Genomic DNA, 15,905 nt, shown 5'->3' with positions numbered 1-15,905 from the left:
CAGCCTGCGGCTAGCTTCCTAGTTTGCTCTTTGATTTTCATTGAGTATAACTAGTCTTGTAATTGTCTAAACGTTAAATCCTTCATATCCTACTCCTAGCAAAAAAGCGAGACATCCGTCCCGCTTTTTTATTTTTCATCAATAACGATTCTTACTTTTTTGTCTTCAGTTGGGACAGAGTAGACAATCGTTCTTATCGCAGAGATAGTGCGACCCTTACGACCAATCACACGACCCACATCGCTTTGGTCAAGATCCAAATGATACTCCAAAAATTCTGGTGTATCTTCAATCTTGATAGTTAAGGCATCTGGTTGTGAAATCAAAGGTTTCACAATTGCAATAATGAGATTTTCAATCGTATCCATCTGTCAACCTACTTTAGAATTATTTAGAGAATTTAGAATCGTGGAATTTCTTCAATACGCCTTCTTTTGAAAGGATGTTGCGTACTGTATCTGAAGGTTGAGCTCCATCAGCCAACCATGCAAGAACGCGGTCTTCTTTCAAAGTTACTTGGTTTTCAGCAACAAGTGGGTTGTAAGTTCCAACTGTTTCGATGAAACGTCCGTCACGTGGTGAACGTGAATCTGCTACGTTAATACGGTAGAAAGGTTTTTTCTTAGAACCCATACGAGTCAAACGGATTTTTACTGCCATTTTTAATATCTCTTTTCTTTTATTTTTTTAGTTCGGTGAAATAGCTGAGCTATTTAGCACATGTTCTATTATAGCAGATTTCTGAGAGGTGTCAAGAAAAAAACTTGACAGACTTTAAAATTTTTAAATTTTTTAGAAATTTGTTAGACTAATAGAGATAAATTAGAAAGAGAAACTTTATGAATACTAGTCTAGATAACATTTACAAGGACCATCAGGCAATCATTGACCGCCATCCAAAGAAGAATCTTTAATCAACCAAGTCAGGTTGATTTTTTTATAAATCAATCAAAACACTTATAAATCATTACATTTATTGACAATCGCTTACGAAAGAGGTATATTAGTATTAAAAGAGGGAATTCATATGTACCAAGAACAACGATTAGAAGAAATCATTAAACTTTTAGAGGATAGAGGAAGTCTATCAGCAAAAGAAATGGTTGACCATTTCCATGTTTCCAAAGATACCATCCGTAGAGATTTTGCTATTCTCGCAAAGGAGAAACGAGCAAAAAGAACTCATGGAGGTTTATTGCCAATCCAAAAACAAAGGATTCTTGGTTATAAAGGTCGAGCAGAACAGTCTTCCAAAGAAAAAGAGAAAATTGCTCATTTAGCTACCCAACTTATTTCTGATTCACAATTAATTTTCTATGATGTTTCAACAACTGTACTTGAGTTAGCAAAAATAACAGATAAAAAAGTTACTATTTTCAGCCATTCATTGGATAATGCACTGGTCTTAGGAGAAAACGAAAATGTCGATTTTCACATTATCGGTGGACGATTTCATAAAAAGAATCGTTTCTATTACTCATTAGAAGAATCCGAATCTTTGAATAGAATTAAATTTGACTTAGCATTTTTTGGTGCAGCTAGTCTTTCAGACGGACAAGTTAGCTTTGAGGATCAAGAAGATGTTCTAATGAAAAAAAGAGCATTTAAAACCAGTAAAATTCGCGTCTTGTTAGCTGAAACCAGCAAGATAAACAAACACTCTCATTATATTCTTTCCGAACTTACTGATTTTGATTATTGGATTACAGACAAAGAACCCGACATAGAAATTCAACAATCTTTAGATGGTAAAACAACTATTCTATTTTAAAAAGGAGAAACATATGTCAGTAATAAAGTTAATCATAAGTGATATTGATGGCACTATTTTGGATAAAAATCACCAATTAGATTCTCATTTGATAGAACTGATGCCACTTTTGAAACAAAGTGACATCCCTTTTGTTCTAGCTTCTGCTCGCTCTCCTCTTGGTATAGCTCCAATTTCGAAAGAACTTGGAATCACAGATTTTCCAATTGCAAGTTATAATGGTGCTCTCATTAGTAAAGGAGATAAAATTCTGAGTCAGCATACTATTAATAAAAAGGAATTACTCTTACTACATGATTTTTTAAAAAAAGAATTTCCGACAGTTTCAATTAATGTTTATTCTGGAAAAGATTGGTACGTAAATACTTTAGATAAATGGGTAGAAATTGAAGCACAGATTACTGGAGAGAGCCCAAAAGTTACTTCACTAGCAGATTTTCTTCAGGAAGAAAAGAATCTTATTCATAAACTTTTACTAATAGATAACGCAGCTACTATCCAGAAACTTAAAGAGACATTAGCAACCATGGATTTCCCTCAAACTGACTTTTACCTTTCGAAGGATAACTATCTTGAAGTCACACACAATCAAGTCTCAAAAAAACAAGCTCTGTTAGAATTAGCCAACTATTATCAACTATCACTCACTGAAATTATGAGTATTGGAGATAATTATAACGATATTCCAATGATTGAGACCGCTGGACTTGGTGTTGCAATGGGAAATGCTCCTACGGATGTTAAAGTCTGTGCAAATAAAGTAACAGATTCTAATGATCAAAATGGGGTAAGTAAGGCCATAAAATTGTATGTACTATCGGAATGATCACAATTGAATATTTGAAATCCACTTTCAATTAGGGTACAATGGTAGAAATGATTTTTGAAAGGATTACCATGAAAAAAATAGCAACACTTCTATTAATATCAACTTTTGCCCTTGCTGGATGTAGCAGTATCCAACGTAGTCTGCGAGGGGATGACTATGTAGATTCTAGCTTGGCTGCCGAAGAAAGTTCCAAAGCAGCCGCCCAATCTGCCAAGGATCTCAAAGATGCCTTGACAAATGAAAATGCCAATTTCCCGCAACTATCTAAAGAAGTTGCTGAAGACGAAGCTGAAGTCATTCTCCACACCAGTCAAGGAGATATCCGCATCAAACTCTTTCCAAAGCTAGCTCCACTTGCGGTTGAAAATTTCCTAACTCACGCAAAAGAAGGCTACTATAATGGCGTTACCTTCCACCGAGTGATCGATGGCTTCATGGTCCAGACTGGTGATCCAAAAGGGGATGGTACTGGTGGTGAATCCATCTGGCATGATAAGGACAAGACTAAAGACCAGGGAACTGGTTTCAAAAGCGAAATCTCTCCGTATCTCTATAACATTCGTGGTTCTCTCTCTATGGCCAATACTGGTCAACCAAATTCAAACGGCAGCCAGTTCTTCATCAACCAAAATACGACGGATATTTCTGCCAAACTCCCTACAAGTAGCTATCCAAAGAAAATTATCGAAGCCTACAAAGAAGGTGGAAATCCTAGTCTAGACGGTAAGCACCCTGTCTTTGGTCAAGTCATCGACGGTATGGATGTTGTTGACAAGATTGCCAAGGCTGAAAAAGACGAAAAAGACAAACCAACTACTGCTATCACTATTGACAGCATTGAAATTGTTAAGGACTACGATTTCAGTAAAAAATAGTATGGCCCCAAAATAAGGAGATGTGAAAATGATTTTATTCTGGGGTCGAAAGGTTACCAAAAGGTCTTAGGACATACTCAAACCACTATCGAGTGTGGTCACTGTAACAATGCCAACACTTGGGAAATTTCAGAAACTGGACGTAAGTTTACCCTTTACTGGATTCCACTCTTTCCTTACGGAAAAACTTATTTCGTTTCTTGCCCAATTTGTCACTTCGGTAAAGAAATCCAAAAATCTGATATTGAAACCTATTTGAATTACTAGCCAAAAAGCCAAGTCACCCAGACTTGGCTTTTTCCTATTCTAGTTTTGCGGGATTCTCTTTTTATGTCAACTCATTGAAGTCCCAGATTTGGTCCATCCAGCCTTCATAGAAGTCTGGTTCGTGGCAAACCATAAGGATTGAGCCCTTATACTCTTTTAGAGCTCGTTTGAGCTCATCCTTAGCATCCACATCCAAGTGGTTGGTAGGTTCATCTAGAACAAGGACATTGTTCTCACGGTTCATCAGGAGACAGAAACGAACCTTGGCTTGTTCCCCACCTGACAAGACCTGAATCTGGCTTTCGATGTGCTTAGTCGTCAAGCCACAGCGGGCAAGGGCTGCACGAACTTCTGCTTGATTGAGCGCTGGAAAGGCATTCCATACCGCTTCTAGTGGTGTTTGGCGATTGCCACCTTCCACTTCTTGTTCAAAGTAGCCAAGTTCTAGGTAGTCACCACGCTCAACTTCCCCAGCAATAGGTGGAATAATCCCCAAAAGACTCTTCAAGAGGGTTGTTTTCCCGATACCATTGGCACCGATGATAGCAACCTTTTGATTGCGCTCAAAGGTGAGGTTTAAGGGTTTAGTAAGGGGACGGTCGTAACCAATCTGCAAGTCCTTGGCTTGGAAGATAAAGCGTCCAGGTGTACGAGCTGTTTTGAATTCAAAGGATGGCTTTGGTTTCTCACTTTGAAGTTCGATGATATCCATCTTGTCTAATTTCTTTTGACGAGACATAGCCATGTTACGAGTAGCAACACGCGCCTTATTACGGGCTACGAAATCCTTGAGATCCGCAATTTCTTTCTGTTGACGCTCATAGGCTGCTTCCAACTGTGATTTCTTCATGGCATAGACTTCTTGGAACTGGTAGTAATCGCCTGAATAACGAGTCAACTGCTGATTTTCTACATGATAGACGATATTGATAACGTCGTTGAGGAATGGAATATCGTGAGAAATGAGGACAAAGGCATTCTCATAGTTTTGAAGATAACGCTTGAGCCAGTCGATATGTTCAGCATCCAAGTAGTTGGTTGGCTCGTCCAGAAGCAAGATATCAGGTTTTTCAAGAAGGAGTTTGGCCAAAAGTACCTTGGTTCTTTGTCCACCTGACAAGGCTGTTACATCCGTATCCATCCCAAAATCCATGACACCAAGGGCACGCGCTACCTCATCGATCTTAGCATCTAAGGTATAGAAATCACGACTTTCCAAACGATCTTGGAGTTCTCCAACTTCTTCCATCAATGCATCAATATCAGCGCCCTCTTCTGCCATTTCCATATAGAGTTCATTGATACGTGCTTCGGCTTTAAATAATTCGTCAAAAGCTGTACGAAGAACGTCACGAACAGTTTGGCCTTCTTTAAGCACAGCATGCTGATCTAGGTAGCCAGCTGTCACATATTTAGACCATTCCACCTTACCTTCATCCGGTAACATTTTACCAGTCACAATGCTCATGAAGGTTGATTTTCCTTCACCATTGGCACCAACCAAACCGATATGTTCACCTTTGAGGAGACGGAAGGATACGTCTTCAAAAATCGCACGATCACCAAAACCGTGACTCAAATTTTTAACTTCTAAGATACTCATTTTAATTCCTTATCTTATTTTTATGTAGTAGTTTATAGAGGATCCAAGCTAGGTAGCCACCCAAAGTGTTGGTCCACAAATCATCAATCTCAAAGACCCGATTAAAATCAAAGAAAAAATCCAAAACTAATTGTGTGCACTCGATGCTTAAGCTCAATAAAAAGCTTACCAAAATCACTTTCTTCGTTTTTCTTAATCTAGGATTGAGATAGAGAAGCTGGAAAATCAATGGAAAAAGCAAGAGGATATTTAAGGCATTCTGCAAAAAAATCCAAAACAGCTGTAAAAGGCTTGTTACTTCACCCAGTTTCCAAAAGGAGTTAAAAGGCGTCAAAAGAAAAACCAGGCGTCCAAAAGTTTGAATACCTGGAGTTTCCACTCCTGTAGGAAGTTGAGGTTGGGGAGTAAAGCAAAAACAGACGATACAAAGACTGTATAAAAGCACTCCCAAGCTTAGTAATGTTTTTCGATTCATCTTATGGATTTACTTCAGCTACTGCTTTTTGACGATCACGCTTCATGGTATTTGAACGCAACTGTCCACAAGCCGCATCGATATCTGTACCATGTTCCTGGCGAACGACACAGTTGACACCTTTTTTCTTGAGTGTATCATAGAAGGCCATGACACGCTCTTTAGGGCTTCGGCTATACTGATCATGCTCACTAACTGGGTTGTAAGGAATCAAGTTAACATATGACAATTTCTTGATATTCTTGAGCAATTCTGACAACTCGAGTGCCTGCTCCACTCCATCATTGACTTCATTGAGCATGATATACTCAAAAGTCACACGGCGGTTGGTTGTTTCGATGTAATACTCAATCGCTGCAAAGAGTTTTTCAATTGGAAAGGCACGGTTAATCTTCATAATGCTTGAACGCAGTTCATTGTTTGGCGCATGAAGTGAGACAGCAAGGTTGACCTGTACGCCTTCATTAGCAAAATCACGAATCTTGTGAGCCAAACCAGAAGTTGATACTGTAATATGACGAGCGCCGATAGCCATTCCCTTATCATCATTGATAGTACGGATGAAGTTCAAGACATTATTGTAGTTATCAAATGGTTCTCCAATACCCATAACTACGATATGACTAACACGTTCGTCCTGGCCACGCTCGTCAAAATATTTTTGAACCAGCATAATCTGAGCGACGATTTCCCCGTTATTAAGGTCACGTTGTTTCTTGATCAAGCCTGATGCACAGAAGGTACAACCAATATTGCAGCCTACCTGAGTGGTTACACAAACTGACAAACCGTAGTGCTGGCGCATCAGTACAGTCTCAATCAACATACCATCAGGCAACTCAAAGAGGTACTTGACAGTACCATCGGCTGACTCTTGCACAATGCGTTGTTTCAAAGGATTTACCACAAATTGGTCATTGAGTTTGGCAATCAAATCCTTAGACAAGTTGGTCATTTCTTCAAATGATTGAACACGTTTACGGTAAAGCCATTCCCAGATTTGATCTGCACGGAATTTCTTTTCTCCCTGCTCCAAGACCCATTCTTGCATTCCTTGGCGTGTTAAACTATAAATTGACGGTTTCATATTTTCTCCTTATTCTCTAATCTTTCTTGCGGATGACGAAATGACGTTGTCCTTTTTCTTCATTCTGGGGTTTCTGTTCTTTACGACGATGTCTATTTCTCTTGTCCGTATGATTTCTTTTCTTATTTTGAGAAGTCTTCTTACCTTTTCGAGTATCTTTTTCTTCCTCTTTTTTGCGCATTTTTTGGTCAAATGGTGCACGTTTAGGAGTTTCATTTTCTAAAACAAAATAGGCACAGCCATAGCTACAATACTCAAGTAGGTAGTCTTGCAAGCGACTGATTTTTTCTAAAGACTCTTCGGCTCGCTCATTCTTGTAGAAACCACGTAAACGTAGTTGCTCATTACTCCAGTCTCCTACAATATAATCATACTTGTTTAAAACTTCCGAAAAGCGTTGAGTAAATGCCGTTGCATCAAAAGCGTCCTTACTATTTTCAACCAAAGTAAAGGTAAACCCTTCAGCTTCGACTTTATCTCCAGATAGATGAAATTCAGGACCAGGGAATTTATTGTAATTATATAATTCGGGTGCAATCTCTTTACGCATAATATTCCTTTTTAACGTTTACTTAATACTCTATTTTACCACATTTTTGCCATATTTTCACTTTTAGTTTTAAAATGAAAAAAGTCTGACGATTTAAGAATATCTATCTAAAAACTTGACTTTCATGGACAAGAAAAAACTGGGATTTCCCAGTTTTTAATGATTATAGGTAAAGTAATTTGAAGAGCGCTACTGCTGCAATAGCTGCTGCAATCGGTGCAACTACTGGTACCCAAGCATACCACCATTTTGAATCACCCTTGTGTTGACCAAGGATTGATTTTGGAAGGAAGGCATGAAGGAGACGTGGTCCAAAGTCACGAGCTGGGTTCAAACCAGGTCCTGTAGGTCCGCCAAGTGAAGTAACCAAGGCCATTACTAGGAAACCAAGTGCCAAGTGAGCAACAGAAAGTCCTGAAGCTGTATGAGGCGCTACTTGAGCTTTAATTGCCAAATCAGAGAAGTCAACATTTTGACCAGCTTGAGTTGCCATTTGTTTCATGTATTGTAGGACTTCAGCTCCAAAGAAGTTCTTTGTCAAACCAAGTGCTGCAAAGAAAAGAACGAATGAACCAACGAACTCGTTGATAAAACCATTAACTGTTGCAGCGAAGCGTGATTCTTTTGTACCGTGGTCCAAACTTGAAATTGTTGAGAAAGTTCCCAAGATATTGTTTGCTTTTTCAGTTTGCAAGTAGTAAGGACGGTGAGTTGCAACAACCAAGGCTTGTCCGAAGATTGCTCCCAAGACTTGTGCAACGATGTATGGTGCTACTTGTGCCCAAGGGAAAAGTCCGCTAACTGCTAGACCAAGAGTGAAGGCTGGGTTGATGTGGTTACCAGAAACATTACCAAACATCAAGGCAGGGATCATAACCCCCATACCGTAACCAACAGCGATAACGAGCCAGCCACTTTGGTGACCTTTCGTACCTTTAAGTTCAACGTTGGCAACTGCACCATTTCCCAAGATAATCAAGATGGCTGTTCCCAAAAATTCAGTGGCATATTTGACTGCCCATGCGAAATCCATTGATAGATTCTCCTTAATATTTTTTAGACAATCCCTATTCTATCAATTTTTAAGCCTTTTAGCAACAGATATTCTAAAAGAATACTGCGGGAAAACGCTTTTATTTTAGTTCTTAAAAAAAGACCTAACAAACCTAGTTTGTTAAGTCAAAATTTTGATTATTCTTGACGCTGACCAAAGTCCTTAATCATCTGATCCATTTCCTCACGACTTGGTGTCGTTAGCATATAGAGAAAGTCTCCTTGCAATTCAGCAAAGGCTGCCGGCATGATTTTCTTTACTTTGAACTGTTGACCATATTTAGCGAGCAAGTCTTCTTCTGAATAAACATAGTTAGCATTGGCGCGACGAGATGTTGCCAAGCAATACTGGGTTTCAAATGGAGACTCTGGGAATGCTTCACCTGCAACGATAGCTGCATAGCCCTTGTACAAATCCAAGGAATGCGCATAGTTATAGACATCAATAGTGAAGCCACCCGCTGGACGGTTATTGTACTCAATGGCAATATAATCATCACCCTCACGGAAGAACTCGATATGGAAGAAACGTTCTTTCATACCAAATTCCTTGACAATAGCCTCACCATATTTACGCAATTTTGGATCCATATCTTTAAGAACATAATAAGAATTGTCCATCTTGTAAATCATGAGATCAAGCGGTGTATGGGCATAGTCAAAGGTCGTAGAAAAGACGATATTTCCATCTCTATCTACCAAACCATCAAAGGTACAGATTTCACTAGAGGTAACAAATTTTTCAAAGAAATAAACGGTTGAATGATCCCACTCTGCCTTGAAATGATGGATATCCTCTTCTGTTTCAAGCTTGAAGGTTGCTGCCGCTCCCACTCCATTGTCAGGTTTGGCAATCATAGGAAGGCCAATTTCTTTCACAGCTTTGTCAACATCTGCATCTGTTTCAATGACAGCACCTGGAACCACTGGAACTCCAGCTTTTTTGAAGAGTTTCTTCATTTCAGACTTGAACTTGGTCTTTTTGAGATCGTCTGGTTTGGCACCAAAGACATGAAACTGTTCACGAAGAGCAGCATCCAACTCTAGCCAGTATTCATTGTGAGATTCGATGCGGTCAATTGGACCATGCTTATAAAAGAGAAAGGCAACTGCACGTTTAACTTCATCAATATTTTCAAGATTATCAACACGGAAGTACTCAGTCAAGCTATTGCGCAATGGCTCATCTAGTTGTTCATAGGGTTCTTGCCCAATCCCTAGAACGGTGATTCCTTTATTGGCTAGCTCAACACTAAACTGTTGGAAATTTTGTGGGTAATAGGGTGAAATTACAAGATAATTCATAAGCGACTCCTTTTATAGACTCAAATGACCGAGGAAATAAGGCATTTGTTTGCGCCACCATTCCCAGTCATGGGCCACATCGTGCCCCCATTCTGCAAACCAGGCAGGAATTTGTTTTTGGTCAAAAGCTTCTTTTAACTTGTAGTAAGAAGGAAGGCCATCCTGTTCCCAAGCACCTAAGCCAGTACAAATCACAATCTCAGCCTGACGGTAACGGTCAATAAACCAACCATCATTTTGATTCCAGATATAATCTACTGGTGAATTTTGATAGATGGCATCATCATTGTAGTAGTCACCTACAAAGAAATGCGCATCGTAGACACCACTGAGGGCGATTACCTTGGTAAAGACATCCGGATGTTGTAGGAAAAAGTTGAGGGCATGATAGGCTCCCATAGAGCAGCCTGTCGTCATCATGCCGTCGAACCAGCCTGTCTTGTGCTTGATAAAAGGAATGGCTTCTTCAATCACATATCGTTCATAGGCACGGTGCATTTCAGCCTGGTCATGACCATTTTTCCATGTTGCTAGCCAACTCTCACTATCGACACTTGAAAGAGTAAAGAATTGCACGCGACCTTCCTCGATAAAGGATGCACATGCATCAATCATGCCAAAATCATAGTATTCATTGTGGCTACCACCTGAGGAAGCAAAGACAACCACTGGGATACCTGCGTGTCCGTAACGATTAACATACATTTCACGGTTAAGATGACCACTCCAGTGGCTAAGATGTTCAATGTTCATATCCTGTCTCCTTTATATTGATTACCAATTTTCTGCAAAAAAGCGTAGGCAAGCTGGGAGATTTTCTGACCATGGCACTTCATGGTGAATGGCTCCAGCTTGAACCTTGAGCAAGAGATTTTCCAACTGAACTCCTCCTGCTATCAAATCATGATAATAGCGAAGAGAAGAGTCAATATAGGCCTGCTTAATATTGCCAGCCATGAGGGTCTTGTCTGTGTCGTCTGCTTCTTCCGTACCAACATAGATAAAGACACGCTGGTCAGGCAATAGTTTTTTTCGCTCGATATAGCGATCAAAGGCCTCTTGGTGAAGCCAGTTAGCTGATGAGAAAACTCCCAAACATCCAATCTGATCCTGATATTCCAAGCCAATAAACTGGGTAATATTGCCACCTAGAGAAGATCCAACCATAGCAGTGTGCTTGCGATCAGACTTTGTCCGATAGTTTTCATCGATAAAGGGTTTGACCACTTCCATGACAAACTCAGCGTACTCGACTCCCTTACCACCAAATTGTTGGCCAGGAATGTTGGACTCTTGGAATTTCCATGCCGCATACTCATTCATCCGTCCTAGACCATCATTATCAATAGCCACAACAATCATACAACTGATATCTGGATTTCGCTTGATGGCTGGGATAATCTTCCAGGAATGTCCAACGTAAGATTCCTTACTATAGAAGACGTTTTGTCCATCGTGAAAATACACAACTGGGTAGCTTCTATCCGTGTCTTTATCATAGTTTTTGGGGAGGAGAACACGTACCCGGCGCTCCTTACCTGTGTAGGGAACCACTAATTTATGCTCTCGCATTTTTAGATAAAAATAAGATTGATTCATTGTCAGAAAACTCTCTATATTCAAAATTTTATCTTATTATAGCACAAAAATAGAAAAAAAGTCAGTTTCCGTCCAAATTTAGGACAATAAACTAACTTTTTCTACTTATTTTCTCTATTCTTCTGGATTTTCTAATTAGAGGAGATCGTCAATTAGCTCATCAACTGCATCCTTCTCAGCTTGAGGCGTAATTTCAGTAATCATGATTCCTGCTACTGCACGTTCAACCAGACCTTCGACATCCATACGTGTTTCATACTGCTCTGCATTCTTAATCTTTGGATTTGTCTTCGGACGATCGGGTGCAAAAATAGTACAACAGTCTTCAAAAGGCTGGATGGAAATTTCAAAGGTATCAATTTCCTGAGCAATATCAATGATTTCTAGCTTGTCCATAGTTACAACTGGACGAATGATTGGCATATTTGTGACAGCATTGATAGCCTGCATACTTTCAAGAGTTTGGCTGGCCACCTGACCAAGACTTTCACCATTGATAATGACCAAACCTTTTCTCACTTCACGGATACGGTCGGTAATGCGCATCATAAAGCGACGAGTCAGAGTCATGAGGTAGGCTTCTGGAGCTTTAGCTTTGATTTCTTCTTGAATCTCAGTAAATGGTACTTCGATAAACTGGATATTCCCACCGAACTTAGTCAATTTACGGGTCAAATCTTGGGCTTTTTTGAGGGCACCTGGACTTGTATATGGTGGACTAGCAAAGTGAACAGCTTCGATATCCACTCCACGTTTTAGAGCTAGATAACCAGCTACTGGTGAGTCAATCCCACCTGACAACATGAGCATGCCTTTCCCTGAAGTTCCAACCGGTAAACCACCAGCTCCACGAATGGTTTCATATGAAAGGTAGGCTGCTTCCTCACGAATCTCCACTTGAAGATTGATATCAGGATTTTTCATCTGGGCTTGAATGGTTGGAATAGCTTCAAAAACTGCTCCACCAAGCGTTTGATTGAGTTCACGACTATCGAGTTCAAAGTTGTGGTCGCTGCGTCTACTAGAGATTTTAAAGGTCATACCTTCCTTGTAAATATCCTTCATAATCTCTTGGACAGCAGATTTCAGAACTTCTACAGATTTTTCAACCTTATATACTGGAGAAAAGTTTTGAATCCCGAAAACTTGCTTGAGTGACTCTGCCACCGGTTCATAATCTGCCCCATTCAGATAAGCATGGGCACGATCGCGGTCTGCTGTCACTTTGACTTGAGGATAGATGGACAAGACATCTGAGATATTATTACGTAGTTTATTGATGAAGCGCATACGGTTTTTACCTTTTGTTGAAAGCTCTCCGTAGCGAATCATAATTTCTGAATACTGCATGAATGCTCCTATCTTACTTTTTTAGTTTGATTGTAGATTAATTTTAACTTGGTCAAGAACTGCTCTACCTGACTCATGTCATTTTCTAGATCTAGACTGAGACGAACTGCTGACTGAGCTTTATCCTTATCAATGCCCATAGCAATCAGGGTACCAGCAGGTTTCCCAGCCTTGGACGAGCAAGCTGATGTTGTGGAAATGAAAATGTCATAGTCTTCAAAGGCGTGCACAATAACTTCCCCACGAACTCCCTTAATTCCGAAGGTCAGAATATGAGGAGCAAATTCTTCCTCACCTGAGAAGACAAAAATATCTGGATAGTCAAGAAGAGCCTGACGAATGACCTCTTTCATCTGACTTGTTTTGCTAGCAAATAAGTCCAATCTCTCCATAGCCAAACGTAGTGCCTTGGCAGTCGCTGCAATCCCTGCTACATTCTCAGTTGTGGAACGATAGTCACGCTCCTGACCACCACCGGTTAATAGGGGTGTAATTTTCTTACCCGACTTGATATAGACAAAGCCAACACCACGAACTCCATGGAACTTATGACTGGAGAAGGTTGCAAAGTCTACTCGGTCTGTCAAATACTTTTCTGTTGGTATTTTTGCCAAGGCCTGAACAGCATCTACATGGAAAGAAATGGTTGGTTTATCCGCTAAAAGTTCTGAAATGGCTTGGATGGGCTGGACTGAGCCGATTTCATTGTTGACAGCCATAACAGAGACTAGCGTTGTATCAGGACGAAGTAGATTTTCTAAAGCAGTTACATCTACAAATCCTTTTTCATCAACTGGTGCAAAATCCACTTCAAAACCTTGAGTCTTGAGCCAGAGGGCTGACTCCTTGACTGCTGGATGCTCAATAGCTGATACAATAATGTGTTTACCAAAATGCGCTTTTTCAAATGCAACCCCTTTGATAACCCAGTTGTCTCCTTCAGTCCCACCAGAGGTAAAGAAGATTTCCTCACTTTTTTTGCCAATTAAATCTGCAATCTGCTGACGAGAAGCTTCTAAAATTCTGGTAGACTGGTCCCCCAATCGATGGAGACTAGAAGGATTTCCAATAATTTTTGCAGCAACTTGCATATAGGTCTCTAATGCTTCTGGGTACGGCTTGGTCGTTGCCGAATTATCAAAGTAAATCATGGTTTCTCACGCTTTCTAAAATCACTCCTTCTATTGTATCACGAAACAGTTCAGGCGACAAGAAAGGCAATTCAGGTTCATTTAAGTTTTTTTTAAAGATTTTCGGTATAATGAATTTTAGTAAAGGAGAGATATTATGTCTAATTATCGTAGAACATCAAAACCTAAAACGGAACATATCAAAAAAGGATTTACCGTTTTTCAAAAAACCATCGCAACTATCGGTAGTATTCTGGGACTGATTACTGCAAGCATCACCATCATGAATGCTATGAATAACAACAATAATAACTCTAAAAAAGAAACTACGACAACCCAGACAACAGTCATAAAAGAGATTCAAAAGGAATCCCCTCAAGAGAATACTACTCCAAACAAGGACAATACTTCTACAAAAGAAAACACACAAGAAGAAACAACAAGTCAATCTAGTAGCAGTGCAGAAAGTAAGAAAGAAGATACTAGCAGTAAACAAGAACAACCGACTGTTCCTTCTTCTAGCACTCAAACAACAGATACAAAAACGTCTACTACTAATGGAGCTTCCTAAAAGAACGATCTAACAGCCAGTGATTGAATCGCTGGTTTTTTATTGCTATCTTCAGCATTTATCAGCAAAAGTTAATCTTTGCAACAAAAAAATGATCAGCCTTTAAACCAATCATTTTTTGAATATATTTTATACTCAATGAAAATCAAAGAGCAAACTAGGAAGCTAGCCGCAGGTTGCTCAAAACACTGTTTTGAGGTTGTGGATAGAACTGACGAAGTCAGTAACAAATATACGGCAAGGCGACGCTGACGTGGTTTGAAGAGATTTTCGAAGAGTATTAGCTAAAAACTAAAAATAGATAGTTTAAAATAGATACCAGTACCAGCAGTCCGTTATTTAGCAAATGAACAGCTATGGAATCAAGGATATTCCCTCTACGAGCGTAGGCTAAGTAAAATATCACTCCCAGTAAAAAATAAGTTACAAACTCTATCGGATAAAACATATGCAGGTAGCCAAAAATCGCAGAACTTATTAACAATTTCAACCACTTTTGATCTTCTTTAAAAAAATAGTGGCTGAAGAATCCTCTAAATACTAATTCTTCCATGATTGGAGCAAATATACCAATTGCAAAATGAAAGGCGATGAAAAATAGAGGAAAAACACGAGTAACCTGCTCGCTTGTAGCCAGCAAGGCAGCATCGTTAGCGGATGTTGGATTTCCAGTAACTACTTGGATCAGGAGGGTACCTACAATCGCTACTAGTCGAGTAGCCACATAAAATAAAAGGGCTATTCCAAAATCCTTCCAGGTAAACTTGAAAGCCTTCTGCTGATTCGGAATTTTCTTTTTATATTGTCGCCAAACAGCAACTAGCAAGAAAGTAGCCAGTACCAAATACCCAATACTAGTCGTCCACTTTAAGGGCAGAGAACTAGAGTCTTCGAGAGCCAGCATTCTCATTGGAAATATATTTACATTTATAATCAGTAAGATCATTCCTACAAATTTTAAACTATTTTTTAACTTTTGCAAACCACTACCTCTTCTTTCCTTAACTCCAGCATCTCCACTTACTAACGATGCTCATCTGTGTTTTCTTTTCTCTTTATGGATTTCTACTCCCTTAATCAGGGATAATAACACAAGGATAACCCCAATATCTAAATTGATCAAACTACCTCCATTAGCGAATAAATACAAACCCAAGCAGGCTTGCGCTAAGGGATAGGCATATTTATTAAATTTCATAGATACTCCCCAAAGCTTTTTACAAATAAATGAATGAATGAATAGAATTAACTTCTTAGTCTTGCTCACATAAGAGCATCAAATTTCAGATTTACTTTTTTCTACTAGCTACCTCTAAATCCAATCTAATAATACTCTTCATGATTAACTTGTAAGATCAGCTCTATTCTTTTAGGGTTGAACCAGACCACCGATCTACTAAATCATGTTTAGGAACAATTATAGTTTAGCATTTATTTCTA

At 39.4% G+C, this 15,905-nt stretch carries 18 protein-coding genes; 4 read left to right on the top strand and 14 right to left on the bottom strand.

Annotated elements, in window-relative coordinates:
- Positions 1-128: 128 nt before the first annotated feature.
- The gene (gene kphA / locus QEZ38_RS03840; protein ID WP_000379617.1) at positions 129-368 is read right to left on the bottom strand and encodes an RNA-binding protein KphA; all 240 of its coding nucleotides are present in this window, start codon (positions 366-368) and stop codon (positions 129-131) included.
- Positions 369-387: 19 nt separating this feature from the next.
- Entirely contained in the window at positions 388-660 is a 273-nt protein-coding gene (rpsP, locus tag QEZ38_RS03835) for a 30S ribosomal protein S16 (RefSeq protein WP_000268760.1), read from the bottom strand.
- A gap of 367 nt (positions 661-1,027) precedes the next feature.
- Here rpsP and QEZ38_RS03830 point away from each other — a divergent pair, with 367 nt between their 5' ends.
- The 3 genes from QEZ38_RS03830 (at position 1,028) to QEZ38_RS03820 (ending at position 3,475) form a co-directional block, all read left to right on the top strand.
- The gene (locus tag QEZ38_RS03830; RefSeq protein ID WP_281335104.1) at positions 1,028-1,771 is read left to right on the top strand and encodes a DeoR/GlpR family DNA-binding transcription regulator; all 744 of its coding nucleotides are present in this window, start codon (positions 1,028-1,030) and stop codon (positions 1,769-1,771) included.
- A gap of 13 nt (positions 1,772-1,784) precedes the next feature.
- Entirely contained in the window at positions 1,785-2,597 is an 813-nt protein-coding gene (locus tag QEZ38_RS03825; RefSeq protein ID WP_248035411.1) for an HAD family hydrolase, read from the top strand.
- Positions 2,598-2,668: 71 nt separating this feature from the next.
- On the top strand, positions 2,669-3,475 hold the full coding sequence (locus QEZ38_RS03820) for a peptidylprolyl isomerase (RefSeq protein WP_000717397.1): 807 nt from the start codon (positions 2,669-2,671) through the stop codon (positions 3,473-3,475).
- A gap of 328 nt (positions 3,476-3,803) precedes the next feature.
- Here QEZ38_RS03820 and abc-f read toward each other — a convergent pair whose 3' ends face one another.
- From abc-f to QEZ38_RS03765, 10 genes are all read right to left on the bottom strand, one after another.
- Positions 3,804-5,345: a ribosomal protection-like ABC-F family protein gene (gene abc-f / locus QEZ38_RS03810; RefSeq protein WP_049527818.1), complete on the bottom strand. Its 1,542-nt coding sequence runs from the start codon at positions 5,343-5,345 to the stop codon at positions 3,804-3,806.
- A gap of 1 nt (position 5,346) precedes the next feature.
- Complete coding sequence (locus QEZ38_RS03805) at positions 5,347-5,820, bottom strand: VanZ family protein (RefSeq protein WP_281335103.1); 474 nt, start codon at positions 5,818-5,820, stop codon at positions 5,347-5,349.
- A 1-nt stretch (position 5,821) separates the two neighbouring features.
- Positions 5,822-6,907, bottom strand: coding sequence for a dual-specificity RNA methyltransferase RlmN (gene rlmN, locus QEZ38_RS03800; RefSeq protein WP_281335102.1), 1,086 nt, complete (start codon positions 6,905-6,907; stop codon positions 5,822-5,824).
- Between the two features lie 16 nt (positions 6,908-6,923).
- On the bottom strand, positions 6,924-7,457 hold the full coding sequence (locus tag QEZ38_RS03795; RefSeq protein WP_281335101.1) for a YutD family protein: 534 nt from the start codon (positions 7,455-7,457) through the stop codon (positions 6,924-6,926).
- A 163-nt stretch (positions 7,458-7,620) separates the two neighbouring features.
- The gene (gene gla / locus QEZ38_RS03790; RefSeq protein ID WP_281335100.1) at positions 7,621-8,490 is read right to left on the bottom strand and encodes an aquaglyceroporin Gla; all 870 of its coding nucleotides are present in this window, start codon (positions 8,488-8,490) and stop codon (positions 7,621-7,623) included.
- A gap of 158 nt (positions 8,491-8,648) precedes the next feature.
- Positions 8,649-9,815, bottom strand: a complete 1,167-nt coding sequence (locus QEZ38_RS03785) for an ATP-grasp domain-containing protein (RefSeq protein WP_281335099.1) — start codon at positions 9,813-9,815, stop codon at positions 8,649-8,651.
- A 12-nt stretch (positions 9,816-9,827) separates the two neighbouring features.
- Positions 9,828-10,568, bottom strand: a complete 741-nt coding sequence (locus QEZ38_RS03780; protein ID WP_281335098.1) for an esterase family protein — start codon at positions 10,566-10,568, stop codon at positions 9,828-9,830.
- 21 nt (positions 10,569-10,589) lie between these two features.
- Positions 10,590-11,414 (bottom strand): alpha/beta hydrolase, encoded by an 825-nt coding sequence (locus QEZ38_RS03775; RefSeq protein WP_281335097.1) that lies wholly within the window; start codon positions 11,412-11,414, stop codon positions 10,590-10,592.
- 135 nt (positions 11,415-11,549) lie between these two features.
- Complete coding sequence (thiI, locus tag QEZ38_RS03770) at positions 11,550-12,764, bottom strand: tRNA uracil 4-sulfurtransferase ThiI (RefSeq protein ID WP_281335096.1); 1,215 nt, start codon at positions 12,762-12,764, stop codon at positions 11,550-11,552.
- Between the two features lie 8 nt (positions 12,765-12,772).
- On the bottom strand, positions 12,773-13,915 hold the full coding sequence (locus tag QEZ38_RS03765) for a cysteine desulfurase family protein (RefSeq protein WP_281335095.1): 1,143 nt from the start codon (positions 13,913-13,915) through the stop codon (positions 12,773-12,775).
- 136 nt (positions 13,916-14,051) lie between these two features.
- Here QEZ38_RS03765 and QEZ38_RS03760 point away from each other — a divergent pair, with 136 nt between their 5' ends.
- The gene (locus tag QEZ38_RS03760) at positions 14,052-14,465 is read left to right on the top strand and encodes a DUF6556 family protein (protein WP_281335094.1); all 414 of its coding nucleotides are present in this window, start codon (positions 14,052-14,054) and stop codon (positions 14,463-14,465) included.
- Between the two features lie 280 nt (positions 14,466-14,745).
- On the opposite strand, the gene QEZ38_RS03755 is transcribed toward QEZ38_RS03760, so the two are convergent.
- Both QEZ38_RS03755 and QEZ38_RS03750 read right to left on the bottom strand, forming a co-directional pair.
- A complete protein-coding gene (locus QEZ38_RS03755; RefSeq protein ID WP_281335093.1) occupies positions 14,746-15,447 on the bottom strand; it encodes a CPBP family intramembrane glutamic endopeptidase in 702 nt (233 codons plus the stop codon).
- A gap of 51 nt (positions 15,448-15,498) precedes the next feature.
- A complete protein-coding gene (locus QEZ38_RS03750) occupies positions 15,499-15,663 on the bottom strand; it encodes a hypothetical protein (RefSeq protein ID WP_281335092.1) in 165 nt (54 codons plus the stop codon).
- Between the last annotated feature and the right edge of the window lie 242 nt (positions 15,664-15,905).

The sequence above is a fragment of the Streptococcus taonis genome (genome assembly GCF_029948085.1).
Lineage (GTDB): Bacteria > Bacillota > Bacilli > Lactobacillales > Streptococcaceae > Streptococcus > Streptococcus taonis.
Note: the sequence above shows the minus strand (reverse complement) of the source record. Positions and strands in the feature narration are given on the sequence as shown.